This window comes from Aminobacter sp. LjRoot7 (assembly GCF_964252895.1).
Taxonomy (GTDB): Bacteria; Pseudomonadota; Alphaproteobacteria; order Rhizobiales; family Rhizobiaceae; genus Aminobacter; species Aminobacter aminovorans_B.
Genome location: NZ_CAXUPX020000003.1, coordinates 357,912 through 371,019, shown reverse-complemented (window position 1 = coordinate 371,019; position 13,108 = coordinate 357,912). Strand labels below are relative to the sequence as shown.

11 protein-coding genes and 1 pseudogene are annotated in these 13,108 nt (G+C 64.2%); 2 read left to right on the top strand and 10 right to left on the bottom strand.

All coding sequences use genetic code 11. The features are described from left to right. Window positions 1-8: 8 nt before the first annotated feature. From ACSQ3E_RS11360 to ACSQ3E_RS11335, 6 genes and pseudogenes are all read right to left on the bottom strand, one after another. Window positions 9-1,421: a pyridoxal phosphate-dependent decarboxylase family protein gene (locus ACSQ3E_RS11360; RefSeq protein ID WP_436122777.1), complete on the bottom strand. Its 1,413-nt coding sequence runs from the start codon at window positions 1,419-1,421 to the stop codon at window positions 9-11. Window positions 1,422-1,468: 47 nt separating this feature from the next. Next, a complete protein-coding gene (locus ACSQ3E_RS11355; RefSeq protein ID WP_436122776.1) occupies window positions 1,469-2,200 on the bottom strand; it encodes a peptidase in 732 nt (243 codons plus the stop codon). A gap of 34 nt (window positions 2,201-2,234) precedes the next feature. Further along, the gene (locus tag ACSQ3E_RS11350) at window positions 2,235-3,029 is read right to left on the bottom strand and encodes a transglutaminase family protein (protein ID WP_436122775.1); all 795 of its coding nucleotides are present in this window, start codon (window positions 3,027-3,029) and stop codon (window positions 2,235-2,237) included. 12 nt (window positions 3,030-3,041) lie between these two features. Continuing rightward, window positions 3,042-3,983 (bottom strand): alpha-E domain-containing protein, encoded by a 942-nt coding sequence (locus ACSQ3E_RS11345; protein ID WP_310318657.1) that lies wholly within the window; start codon window positions 3,981-3,983, stop codon window positions 3,042-3,044. A gap of 17 nt (window positions 3,984-4,000) precedes the next feature. After that, a pseudogene (locus ACSQ3E_RS11340) lies at window positions 4,001-5,400 on the bottom strand (circularly permuted type 2 ATP-grasp protein). A 153-nt stretch (window positions 5,401-5,553) separates the two neighbouring features. Next, window positions 5,554-5,790 (bottom strand): Lrp/AsnC ligand binding domain-containing protein, encoded by a 237-nt coding sequence (locus ACSQ3E_RS11335; protein WP_067966581.1) that lies wholly within the window; start codon window positions 5,788-5,790, stop codon window positions 5,554-5,556. Between the two features lie 208 nt (window positions 5,791-5,998). Between ACSQ3E_RS11335 and ACSQ3E_RS11330 the strand changes: the two genes are divergently transcribed. Next, window positions 5,999-6,412 (top strand): DUF4864 domain-containing protein, encoded by a 414-nt coding sequence (locus ACSQ3E_RS11330; protein ID WP_310318651.1) that lies wholly within the window; start codon window positions 5,999-6,001, stop codon window positions 6,410-6,412. Here the strand turns inward: ACSQ3E_RS11330 and ACSQ3E_RS11325 are convergent, their stop codons facing one another. From ACSQ3E_RS11325 to ACSQ3E_RS11310, 4 genes are all read right to left on the bottom strand, one after another. After that, window positions 6,413-7,993 (bottom strand): acetolactate synthase large subunit, encoded by a 1,581-nt coding sequence (locus ACSQ3E_RS11325; protein WP_436122774.1) that lies wholly within the window; start codon window positions 7,991-7,993, stop codon window positions 6,413-6,415. It abuts the gene before it with no gap. 65 nt (window positions 7,994-8,058) lie between these two features. Continuing rightward, the gene (locus ACSQ3E_RS11320; RefSeq protein WP_436122773.1) at window positions 8,059-9,657 is read right to left on the bottom strand and encodes an ABC-F family ATP-binding cassette domain-containing protein; all 1,599 of its coding nucleotides are present in this window, start codon (window positions 9,655-9,657) and stop codon (window positions 8,059-8,061) included. A 127-nt stretch (window positions 9,658-9,784) separates the two neighbouring features. Next, a complete protein-coding gene (locus tag ACSQ3E_RS11315) occupies window positions 9,785-10,546 on the bottom strand; it encodes a class I SAM-dependent methyltransferase (RefSeq protein WP_436122772.1) in 762 nt (253 codons plus the stop codon). 189 nt (window positions 10,547-10,735) lie between these two features. Then, complete coding sequence (locus ACSQ3E_RS11310; protein ID WP_436122771.1) at window positions 10,736-11,710, bottom strand: threo-3-hydroxy-L-aspartate ammonia-lyase; 975 nt, start codon at window positions 11,708-11,710, stop codon at window positions 10,736-10,738. Window positions 11,711-11,853: 143 nt separating this feature from the next. Between ACSQ3E_RS11310 and dinB the strand changes: the two genes are divergently transcribed. Beyond that, a complete protein-coding gene (gene dinB / locus ACSQ3E_RS11305; RefSeq protein ID WP_436122770.1) occupies window positions 11,854-13,101 on the top strand; it encodes a DNA polymerase IV in 1,248 nt (415 codons plus the stop codon). The last annotated feature ends 7 nt before the right edge of the window (window positions 13,102-13,108 follow it).

Here is a 13,108-nt window from a genome sequence, read left to right as displayed (position 1 = left end):
GCTGATCGCTATCGCGCAGCCCGGGCAATCTCGACGATCACCTCGAAGGCCGTGTCGACATCGGCCTCGGTCGCCTCGAACTGCCCTGCCTGGAAGCGGATCACGGCGCGCCCGTCGAGCCGGGTCTGCGTGAGGTAAATCCGTCCATCGCGATTGATCGCCTCGACCAGCGCCAGATTGTGGCTGTCGAGATCGGCCCCGCCCACTGGGGTGTGACGGAACGAAAACAGCGACAGCATCGGCTCGCTGGTGATCTCGAAATCAGGCTCTCGCTCCAGCCGATGCGCCAGCCCCTGGCTCCAGCCGACATGGTTGCGGATCATTCCGCGCAAGCCCTCCAGCCCATGCGCGCGCAGCAGGAACCACAGTTTCAGCGCCCGGAAGCGGCGGCCAAGCGGCACAGACCATTCGGAATAGTTGGTGATGCCGTCGCGGCCATGTGTCTTCAGGAACTCCGGCCGGATCGCCAGCGTGCGCACGAGACTTTCGGGATCGCGGATGAACTGGATCGAGCAGTCGAACTGCGCCCCCAGCCATTTGTGCGGATTAAAGACGACCGAATCCGCGCCCTCGACACCGCCCCAGAAATGGCGGAACTCCGGGCAGATCATCGCCGAACCAGCCCAGGCCGCGTCGACATGGACATAGAGACCGTTGCGCCTGGCCACCTCGACGACCGCGGCCACGTCGTCGGTGCCGCCGACGCTCGTGCCGCCGACGCAGGCGATGATGCCCGCCGGCAGCAGGCCGTTTTTGCGGTCCTCGACGATCGCCGCCTCAAGCGCCTCGGGCGACATGGCGCGAAAGCGCCCGTCGGTCGGAATGCGCATCAGGTTGTCCTCGCCGATGCCAGCGATCCAGATCGCGCGATCGATCGATGTGTGCACATGCTCCGAGCAATAGACGCGGATCGGCGGTGCAGCGGACAGGCCCGACTTGTTGCCCTGCCAGTCCAGCGCGCGTTCGCGCATGGTCAAAACGGCGGCGAGAGTCGCGGACGAAGCCGAATCCTGGATCACGCCGGTAAAGGTTTCGGGCAGCCCGAGCGCCTGGCGCATCCAGTCGACGACACGGGTCTCGAGTTCGGTTGCCGCCGGCGAGGTCTGCCACAGCATGCATTGCGCAGCCATGGCGCTGACCAGATATTCAGCCACTACCGACACCGGTGCCGCATTGGCCGGGAAATAGGCAAAGAAGCGCGGATGCTGCCAATGCGTCATGCCGGGTACGATCTTGGCCTCGAAGTCGGCGAAGATTTCGTCCATCGGCTCGGCGGTTTCTGGAGGACTTGCGGCAATCGAGGCGAGCACCTGGCCGGGCTCGACCTTTGGCCGCACCGGCCTGTCGCGCAGGCCATCACGATAGTCGACGCCCCATTCGGCCGCCTTCAGCGACCATTGCCGAAACGCCTCGCTGTCCATGGCAATCCTCCCTCCGCCATCAGCCTCAGGATTGGCCAGGCATTCGGCTATTCGACAAAATCGGGCAGGCTCTGGAACGCGGTCTTCAACGCATCCGACCAACCTTCGGAGACACTTCGGTAATAGGGATCGTCGGCGCCGATGCGCCTCTTCAACCCGATCTTGAAGTTGTCCTTCTCGTAGAAGGCCAGATCAAGCGGCAGGCCGACCGACAGGTTCGATTTCAGCGTCGAATCAAACGACACCATCAAAAGCTTCACCGTTTCGGCGAAGCTCATGCCGCGGTCATAGGCGCGCACGATGATCGGCTTGCCATACTTGGTCTCGCCGATTTGGAAGAATGGCGTGTCGTCGCTGCATTCGACGAAATTGCCTTCGGGATAGATCATGAACAGCCGGGGTCCGCTGCCCTTTACCTGGCCGCCGAGGATGAAGGAGGCATTGAATGCCGCGTCCGCCGTCTGGCCGGCCGGGGCCGACTGGGCGATCACCTCCTTGACCGTGTCGCCGACAATGCGTGCGATCTGGAACATCGAAGGGGCTTCGAGCAGCGTCGGCGCGCGTTCGGCGGCGGCCTTGGTCCGCTCGTCGAGCAGGCTGACCACGGCCTGTGTGGTGGCCAGATTGCCGGCCGACATCAACACGACCACGCGCTCGCCGGGCTGCTCCCAGATGCGCATCTTGCGAAAGGTAGAGATGTTGTCGACCCCGGCATTGGTCCGTGTGTCCGACATGAACACCAGGCCACGGTCAATTTTCATGCCGACGCAATAGGTCATCGATTCCAGTTCCGGCAAATGTTCTTATGCCGGATTACTGCTCTACCGTGATGTGGACTGCAAGCCGTTCCTGCGCCTGCCCGATCAGAATGCCGGCAATCGGCATCGCCTCGCGATAGTCGCGCCCGACGGCCACGCGCACATAGCGTTCGTCGGGCGACATGCCATTGGCGGCGTCGAAGCCGACCCAGCCGAGGTCGCTGACATAAGCCTCCGCCCAGGCATGCGTCGCAACCTGGTCGACCCGGTCGTTCATCATCAGGTAGCCGCTGACATAACGGGCCGGAAATCCAAGCAGGCGGGCGGATGCTGCAAACACATGCGAGTGGTCCTGGCAGACGCCGGTCCCCTTCACCAGCGCCTCTTCGGCGGTCGTTCGCGAGTCCGTCGTGCCGGTGACGTAGGCGATCCGCTGCTGGATGAGCGCCATCAGCCCGTGCAGCCGCTCCAGGTCGCCGCCGCTGCCGATACTGGCCGCCAGATCGTGGATCGCTGTGCCGGGGGCTGTCAACGGCGTCTGGTGTTCGAACAGCCACAGCGGCGCAAAGCCGCGATGCGGCCCCGAAACACCAGCCGTATCGTTGGTCTCGACCTCGCCCTCGGCCACCACGCTGATCGTATGCGGCTCTCCGTCGATCGACAGCAGCCGCGTGTCGTTGCCGAACTGGTCGAGGAAGCGCACCTCCTCGCGCGCGCCTTCGATGTGCAGCGCCCAGGTCAGCATGGTCTGCACCGGACCGCTCGCCGGCCACAGCCTGAGCCGCTGCAGGCCGTAGCGGATCGGCTCGTCATACGTGTATTCGGTGCGGTGGCTGACCTTGAGCCGCATCATCCTATCCGATCAATAAAAGCCGAAATCCTGGGCGACCTGGTCACCCAGCCGGTTGTTGTCCCTGATGAAGTCGGCCAGGAACTCGTGCAGACCGGTTTCGAAGATGTCCTTGATCTCGGTGCCGCGCAGCCGGGCATAAATCCGCTCCGCGATCTCCTGCGCCGGATGCCGCGCGCCATAATCCTCGCCGAGAAATTTCAGGTGCTCGGCCAGGAAGCGATAGCTGAACGACAGAGAACGCGGCATGCGGGCATTGAGGATCAGGTATTCGGCGATGTTGGTCGGCTTGTATTCGGCCTCGTAGACCCAGCGGTAGGATCGGTGCGCCGCCACCGAGCGCAGGATCGATTCCCACTGGTAGTTGTCGAGCGACGAGCCGACCCAGGAGACCGAGGGCAAAAGCACGTAATACTTGACGTCGAGGATGCGCGCGGTGTTGTCGGCGCGCTCGACATAGGTGCCGAGCTGGGCGAAGTCGAAGATCTCGTTGCGCAGCATCGTGCCGTAGAACGAACCGCGGATCAGCGCCGTCTCGCGCTTGATGGCGTCGAGCACGCCGGGCAGTTCGCGCTGGTCAATCGGCGATGCCAGCACGCGCTTCAGCGACATCCAGGCTTCGTTGATGCTCTCCCAAGTTTCCCGCGTCAGCGCGGTGCGCACCATGCGCGCGTTGTTGCGAGCCGTCTCGATTGCCGCCACAGCACTCGACGGGTTCGACATGTCGCGCAGCAGGAAGTCGGCGACGTGCTCCGCCGTGTAGTCGCTGTGTTTTTCGGCAAAGGAACTTGCGGCACCGGCGGAAAGCAGCACCGATTTCCATTCCTCCGAGGCATCCTGGCTGCGGGTCAGCGCGATGCGCAGGCCGGCATCGATCAGCCTCGCCATGTTCTCGGTCCGCTCGATGTAGCGGTTCATCCAGTAAAGGCCGTTGGCTGTGCGTCCCAGAAGCATGAAGTCTCAGCGTCCCCTCAGTCGTCCAAAACCCACGTGTCTTTTGTCCCGCCACCTTGGGACGAGTTCACCACGAGCGAACCTTCCTTGAGTGCCACACGTGTCAGCCCACCCGGCACGATGCGGATGCGATCCGACACCAGCACGAACGGCCTCAAATCGACATGGCGTGGCGCCACAGGATCGGGCAGGTCGACAGTGACAGCGTCGGCTGGGCGATGTAGTTCGACGGCCTGGCCGCGAGCTTCTTGGAAAACTCCTCGCGTTCCTTCTTGGAAGCGGCAGGTCCGACCAGCATGCCGTAGCCGCCCGAGCCGTGCACTTCCTTGACCACCAGCTCGGCCAGATGTTCCTGCACATATTTCAGGCTGTCTGGCTCCGAGCAGCGCCAGGTCGGGATGTTGCCCAGGATCGGCTTGCGGCCGGTGTAGAACTCGATGATCTCGGGCATGTAGGAGTAGATCGCCTTGTCGTCGGCGATGCCGGTGCCCGGCGCGTTGGCGATGGTGATGTTGCCGGCGCGGTAGACGTCCATGATGCCGGGCACGCCGAGTGCTGAATCCGGCTTGAAGGTCAGCGGGTCGAGATAGGCGTCGTCGACGCGGCGGTAAAGCACGTCGATCCGCTTGTAGCCTTCGGTGGTGCGCATCGCCACATGGCCATCGACGACGCGCAAATCCTGCCCTTCGACAAGCTGCACGCCCATCTGGTCGGCCAGGAAGGCATGCTCGAAATAGGCCGAGTTGAAGCTGCCCGGCGTCAGCACCGCGATCGTCGGTGCGCCGCTCACTCCGTTCGGCCGCACCGCCGCCAGCGATTGCCTGAGCAGCTGCGGATAGTTCTCGACTGGATGCACCTTGATGCGCTGGAACAGCTCGGGGAAGAGCTGCAGCATCGTCTCGCGGTTCTCCAGCATGTAGGACACGCCCGAAGGCGTGCGCGCATTGTCCTCGAGCACGTAGAACTCGTTCTCGGAGATGCGCACGATGTCGACGCCGATGATGTGGGTGTAGACGCCCGCCGGCGGCCGAACCCCGATCATCTCGGGCAGGAAGGCCTCGTTGTTGGCGATCAGCTCGCGCGGCACGCGCCCTGCCCTGAGGATCTCCTGGCGATGGTAGATGTCGTCGAGGAAGGCATTCAGCGCCTGCACGCGCTGCTCGATGCCTTGCGTCAGCCGGCGCCACTCGTTGCCTGAAATGATGCGGGGGACGATGTCGAACGGGATCAGCCGTTCCGATGCTTCCTGCTCGCCATAGACGGCGAAGGTGATGCCGGTCTTGCGGAACACCCGCTCGGCATCGAGCATCTTTTCGGTAAGTCGGGCGGGATCCTGGTTTTTCAGCCAGCCGTCATAGGCTTCGTAGGGTCTTCTCAATCCGGCTTCTGCCGGCAGCATTTCGTCGAACGCAACCAATGGCAAACTCCCCTCATGGCCAGTGAAATGACCTCGGGAGAGAAAATCAAGCGCAATCGCCGGTTTCGGCGGCAGCGGGCTTATTTATCGGGAAATTGCCCGTCATTTCGGCAGCATGCGGGCGATATGAGCAGATTCCTGCCCTTTCCGCGCTCAGAACGCGCGGAACGTCACCGTGGTGAAGGTGTCCTTGATGTTGCCGATGGCATGGACTCGCTCGTTGACGAAGTGGCCGATATCTTCCTCGTCATCGACGTAGAATTTCACCAGCAGATCGTAGTTGCCGGCCGTCGAATAGATCTCCGAGGCGATTTCGGCATCCGCCAATGCGCTCGCCACCTCATAGGCCTTGCCGAGCTCGCATTTGATCTGCACGAAAAAGGTCTTCATCGCTTCGTCCGTTCCATCTTTGCCCGTCTTGTCGCAGAACGGGCCATGCCTTTCAAGCCAATGCTTGGACACAGGTCCTTTGGGTTGACAGCTCCCCGGCAAATCGTCCGCCAACCTGAAACCGGAGGCGCAGCACCTGCGTATGTTACAATGTGATGGTGGCGGCGAACCAATGAACCAATGCTGCCGCCGAACGGGAGACGTTAAGATGCGTCGTACGGCAATGATGCTGGCTTTGCTGCTGATCGCCCTGCCCGCTTCCGCCGGCGAGGCCGAAATCAAGGCGGCACAAGACAGCATTTCCGGCCAGCTTCATGCCTTCCGCTCCGGCGACGATGCTTTGGCCTATGGCTATGCCGCCCCCAATGTGAAGCGCATCTTCCCGACCCTCGACACTTTCATGAGCATGGTCACAGGCGCCTACAAGCCGGTGCACAGGCCGCAAAGCTTTTCCTTTGGAAAATTCCAGGAAACGAGCCCGACATCGATCGTCCAGCAGGTCATCATCGTCGGTGCGGATGGCAAGGACTACGAAGCCGTCTACACGCTCGAACTCCAGCCCGACGGCGTCTGGCGCATCACCGGCGTCAGCCTGCGCGCCTCAAACTCGCTGAGCACCTGATCAGAGCCGCGCCTCGATCAGGAACGGCCCGCTCCGCCTGAGCGCCGCATCGAACAGAACCGCGAACTGCTCGCATGTCGTGGCGACAGCTGCTTCCACGCCAATGCCACGCGCCAGTGACACCCAGTCGAGCGCCGGGCTGTCGAGGTCGAGCATCCGCGTCGCGTTCCGGCCCACCGTCGCCACGCCGACATTACGCATCTCGGCATGCAGGATGGCGTAGGTCCGGTTCGAGAAGATGATGGTGACAACGTCCAGGTTCTCGCGTGCTTGCGTCCACAGCCCCTGCACCGTGTACATGGCACTGCCGTCCGCCTGGAGGTTGATCACCTTGCGATCGGGACAGGCCACGGCCGCCCCCGTCGCCAGCGGAATGCCCTCGCCGATCGAGCCACCGGTCGTCATGATGAAATCATGCGGCGCTGAGAAAGCCGACAGCGGAAAGAAGCGCCGGCCCGAGGTGATTGCCTCTTCGACGATGATCGCGTTCTCCGGCAACCTCGCCGCGACGGTGACCGCCACCGCATCGTCAGTCAGTGGGCCTGACGGCACTCCTTCATCCATCGACATCGCCAAGGGTACGATCCCGCTGCGCTTCACGCCGAGTTCCTCGCGCAGCGCATCGAGCGCAGCCAGCAGGTCGTCGCCATGCCGGGCAAGCGTCAGCACGCTACAATCCTCGCGCACCAGCCTGCCCGGCTTGCCGGGATAGGCGAAGAAGGCGACCGGCTCCGGCGCACCGACCAGCACCAGAACGTCGATGTCGCGCAGGAACTCCAGCGCCATGTCGATCGGATAGGGAATGCGCGCCGGCGCCGTCCGCCCGCGTCCGCGCTGAGTGTGGGCGACCAGCACCTCGTTGAACAGCGTCACGTTGCAGTCGCTGGCGATCCGCCCGGCAAGTTCGAGCCCGTCGGCCAACACCGCAGCGCCGCTCAGCACCATGCCGACACGGCCGGGATTGGCGCGGATGGCCCTGGCAACATCATGCACCGCGTCGGCATCAGGTGCCCGCGGCGGATCGAGGACGACCCTCTGGAGCGGTCTTTGCCCGGTCGGTTCGCCCCAGGCAGCATCGGCCGGCAGGATCAGCGTCGCCACACCAGGCGGTGTCAGCGCCGCGCGATAGGCCGCCTCCGCCGCCGGTCCGACATCATCGGGACCGGTCACCCGCCGAACCCAGTTCGACATCGGCCGCGCCAGCCCGTCGATGTCGCTGGTCAGCGGCGCGTCGAGCGGCAGGTGATACGAGGCATGGTCGCCGACGATGTTGAGCATCGGCGTGCGGGCGCGCCTCGCGTTGTGCATGTTGGCAAGGCCGTTCGCCAGCCCCGGCCCGGTATGCAAAAGCGTGGCCGCCGGCCTGCCCGTCATTCGGGCATAGCCGTCGGCGGCACCGGTGACGACGTTCTCGTGCAGCCCGAGAATGCAGCGCAGTTGCGGCTTGCGGTCGAGCGCAGCGACGAAATGCATCTCCGACGTACCGGGATTGGCGAAGCAGACATCGACGCCGTTGACCAGAAGCACGTCCGTCAGCACGTCGGCCCCGTTCCCGTGCATCGTTCGGCCGGCTTCGCTCATCGTCTCATCTCCAGTGTTCCGCAGCCATCTTGGCCAGATACCGGCATGGCACAATCAGGCTCAACTCATCTCATGTTGGTGCAGGCGGCCAAGTCGACTCGCCTCGTGATGCCTATAGCCTCAAGGAACGCCTGGTCGTGGCTCACCACCAGCAACGCCCCGTCATAGGCACGCAATCCGGCCTCCACGGCCTCGATGGCGTCGATATCAAGATGATTGGTCGGCTCATCAAGGATCAGCAGCGGTGGCGGCATCTTGCCGCCGAGCACGCAGGCAAGCCCTGCCCGCAACAACTGCCCGCCGCTCAGGCTGCCGACCATTTGCAATGCAGCATCGGCGCGGAACATGAAGCGCGCCAGCGCCGCACGGCAGGCATTTTCGTCCGCCTCGGGATTGATGCGGCGGAAATTGTCACGGATCGAAGCCTTGGCATCGAGCAGACCGACCTGCTGGTCGAGCATGGCATAGGCGGTCAGCATCGAGACGTTGCCTGCCCACGGCTCAATCTTGCCCGAGATCGCCTTGAGCAGCGTGGTTTTCCCTGTGCCGTTGCCGCCGCATATGGCAACCCGCTCCGGCCCCACCAGATCAAGTGAGAAATCCGCAATGATCGGCTTGCCCTGCTCATAGCCCGCCGTCAGCCGGTCGATCCGAAGCACTGCCTTGCCGGGCGGCAACCCCGTCGAGGGCAGCTTCAGCGAGATCGCCTGCAGCACCTCGATCCGCTCGCGGGCGGCGGCGGCATCCGCTTCCGCTTGGACGCGCCGGCGCTCGGCCAGGCGGGTGTTTTCGCCCGACGTGTTTTCGGCGCGGTTCTTCAGCCCGTTCATCAGGATGCGTGGCATGTCACCCTTGGCGGCCTTGCGCTTGCCGGCGCCGTCCTTGCGCGCCTTGCGCTCGGCGGTCGCCTGGGCTTTCTGGGCGATCTCCGACACGCGTCGTTCAGCGTCGACAAGATCGTGCTCGGCCGCAGCCAGCTCGATCGCCTTGCGCTCGCGATAATGGCTCCAGTTGCCACCATAGCGCGTCGCGCTGAGCGATGTCAGGTCGACGATGGCGTCCATGGTGTCGAGCAGCTCGCGATCGTGGCTGACGACGATGGCCCCAGTGCGCCAGCCAGCGAGCAGGTCGACCACCGCTTTCCGCCCGTCACAGTCGAGATTGTTGGTCGGCTCGTCTAGCAGGATGAAATCGGGTTCGCCAAAGACAAGAGCCGCGAGCCTGGCACGCGTGCGCTGGCCGCCGGAAAGCGCAGACAGCGCCGTGCCAGGCTCCGCGCTCAGCCCGACGCGGGCGAGTGCAGCTTCGATGCGTACCTCCAGCGTCCAGTCGGCCTCGGCCAGTTCCTCGACACCGGCAAGCCCGGCTTCGGCACGGCGCAGCAGGTCGAGCCCTGCCGAAACGTCGAACAGGTCAGCCACGGTTTCGTCGGCAGACACCTGCGCGGCCTGGCGCAAAAGCCCCAGCGTGCCAACGACTGAGACCTTGCCGGCCTGCGGCGGCAGCGAGCCCGATATCAGATGCAGCAGCGTCGACTTGCCGACGCCATTGCGTCCGACAAGCCCCGAGCGACCGGTTTCGAAGGTCAGCGATAGATCGGAAAAGAGCGTCCGGCCGTCAGGCGTGGACCAGGCAATATTCGACAGAGAGATTGATGCAGGCATGGAATTCCCCAATGGCAAAGCGGTTCGGCGTTGCTGTCGGGTAAAAATCCATTGATGCACACATCCTGTTGAAATTGCTGATGGCCGCTAGATAGTCGAGCTGCCGCCTTGGTTCAAGCCATCGAATTCATTCCGGCCGGCGCGCCTTGAAGCTGATCGTTTCGCAGTCCTTGGCCGGCGCCTGCCCGTAGCGATAGTCGCCCGAAGCGACGACGTCGACAAAGCCCGCCTCGCGCAGCGCCATGGCAAACTCCTCGACGCCCCACCAGCGCAGGCTGAACAGCTCCAGCTCGGTGTCGACGAGCTTGGTGTCCTTCCACAGTTCGTAGCGCAGATGCGTCACCGTGGTCTGTGCGATGAAGTCGGTCGAAACGCGCGTGTCGGTCAGCGTCAGCAGGTCGCCACCCTCGGTGGTCCAGCTGGGCACCCGGCCGCCCTCACCCAGGAAGCCGCCGATGGCGTCGAGGTCGATCATCAGCCGCCCACCCGGCGCCAGATGATCGAAGAACCGCCGCAGAACGGCCTTCGCCACAGCCATGTCGGTGATCAGCTGGAACGAGCCCAGCGGCACGACGATTGCCGCAAAGCGCTGCTCGTAGACGAAGCCCTCGAATGTCCCACCGCTGACCCGCCCGTCGTCGAGCGAGCGCTCCGCACAAGCCCTGCGGCAATAGCCGAGCATTTCCTCTGAGGGGTCGAAGCCCCTGATGTCGAAGCCGGCTTCCAGCATCGGCACGAAGAACCGGCCGTTGCCGACCGCAGGTTCCAGCACCGGACCAGCACAGTTCGAAAGACGTTCACGATAATATTCGATGTCACCGAAAGAGCGGCCAACCGGCTTGTCGAGATTGTAGACCCAGGAGGAGAGCGTTCCGTATCTGTTATTCATGCACTCCTGCCCCACTTATCTCTGGCAATTTTCCGCCGACCTTCGCGTGGTCAGGCATGATCGCGCCATAGGACGGGCTTGCTTGCCGCGTCCAGCCACGAAGTCTTCAGAAACGAGCTTTGCGTTGCCCCTGTGGCGCGGACACCACGCCTTCAGGCGGGGAGTTACGCCACAGGCTCAGGCCAGATGTCAGGCGTCGGCGAAGAACCCGCTCAGCGCCTTGAGGTCGACATTGCCGCCGCTGAGCACGATGCCGACGCGCTTGCCCGCGCAGTCGACGACGCCGTTGAGCGCCGCCGCCGCACCCAGGCAGCCGGTCGGCTCGACGATCACCTTCATGCGTTCGGCAAAGAAGCGCATCGTCGACACCAGCTGCGCGTCACTGACGGTGACGATGCCGTCGACCTTGGCTTGCAGGATCGGGAAATTGTGGTCGCCAATGAATGTCGTCAGCGCGCCGTCGGCGATCGACTTCGGCGGCGCGATGCGCACCACCTCGCCCTTCTCAAGCGACTGCTGGCCGTCATTGCCGGCCTCCGGCTCGACACCAATGACGCGGCAGTCGGGTGCCAGCGCCTTGGCGCTCAGCGCACAACCGGCAAGCAGACCGCCGCCGCCGAGCGGGGTGATGAGGATGTCGAGCGGCCCGACCTCGTCGATCAGTTCAAGTGCCGCCGTGCCCTGGCCGGCAATGATGTCGGGGTGATCAAAGGGCGGAATCATCGTCATGCCGCGCTCCTCGGAGATCCCGCGCGCGATTGCCTCGCGGTCGTCCTTGTAGCGGTCGAAGAACACCACCTCGGCGCCATAGCCCCTCGTCGCCGCGACCTTGATCGCGGGTGCATCGGCCGGCATCACGATGACCGACGGCGCGCCGAGCAGCGTCGCCGCATAGGCAAGCGCCTGGGCGTGGTTGCCGGAGGAAAAGGCGACGACGCCCTTCTGCCGCGCTTCCGGCGACAGCGCCGAAACGGCGTTGTAGGCACCACGGAATTTGAAGGCGCCGGCCCGCTGCAAATTCTCGGCCTTGAAGAACAGCTCGCCGCCAATCTTGGCATTGGCGGTACGCGAGGTCAGCACCGGCGTGCGATGCGCCTCCCCAGCAATGCGCGAAGCGGCAACCTTGACGTCTTCGAATGTCGGAACGCGCAGCGAAACGGTCATGGGAATCTCCTTGGTTGGGCGGCACCATAGTCGAGGCCAGCTATTTCCATAAGCCCGCACCAGCCGTCACCGCTTGCACCAGCGCTTGACTTCTTGGCCGCATGTTCTTTTTATGTTCTTATTCATTCTCGCCAGATCGCCCCATGGAAAGCGCAGCCACCATCCTGCATGCCGACCTCGACGCCTTCTATGCGTCGGTCGAACAGCTGCTCGACCCCAGCCTGCGGGGTAAGCCCATTGCCGTCGGTGGCGGGGTGGTGCTCGCCGCCTCCTATGAGGCCAAGGCCTTCGGCGTCCATGGCGGCATGCCGGACCGCCGCGCCCGCGAGCTCTGCCCCGGCCTTATCTTCGTCGGCGGCAATTTCCGGGAATACCAGCGGCTCGGCGACGCTGCGATCGCGGTGCTCGGCGATTTCACCCCGCTGGTCGAACGCATCTCGATCGACGAAGCTTTCGCCGACGTCGCCGGCTGCACGCATCTGTTCGGTTCGCCCGAGGAGATCGCCAAGAAGATCAGGCACAGGGTCCGCACCGAGCTCGGCCTCCCGATTTCCGTCGGCGTCGCCCGCACCAAGCATCTCGCCAAGATCGCCTCACAAGTCGCCAAGCCCGACGGTCTTGTGGTGGTCCATGAGGGCACTGAGATCGCCTTCCTGCACGGCTTGCCCGTCGGGCTGATGTGGGGCGTCGGCCCGGCCACCGAGACGCGCCTGGCGGACGCCGGCATCACCACCATCGGCCAGCTAGCCAACGCCAACAAGCATGTGCTCGAGCGCCTGCTCGGCCCCGCCGCTGGCGAAAAGCTGGCAGCACTTGCCTGGAACCGCGATCCGCGCCGCCTCCAACCGCATCGGCGCGCCCATTCCGCTGGCGCGCAGTCGGCGCTGGGCATGAAGCCTGCGCAGCCTGAAATCTACGTGCCGGCACTGCGCCATCTTGCCGACCGTGTCGCCTCTCGTCTCCGAGCCAAGTCGCGCCCTGGTCGCACCGTCACCGCCCGCGTTCGCTTCGCCGACCTGCGTTCCGTGACGCGATCGATCACGCTCGACGCGCCAATCTCGGCCACCGCAATGATCGCGGAAGTCGCGGAAGAACTGGTGCGTGGCGTGCTTGCCCAATATCCTGGCGAACGCAGCATCTCGCTGCTGGCGATTTCGGTCTCGCATCTCGAGGAACATTCCGGCCTGCAGCTCGAATTGCCGCTCGGCCTGGCCGACGAAAAACACCGGCCGGGCACACGAAAAGGCCAGGCCCGCTGGGGCGCCGACCGTGCCATGGATGCCATTCGCGAACGTTTCGGCTGGGAGGCGGTCGGCTATGCCTCGGTGGCACTTGGACACGCAGGCTCCGTGCCCGATGCCTTCCGCGAACTGGCCGAGAAGGAGCTGTGAGCGGCTG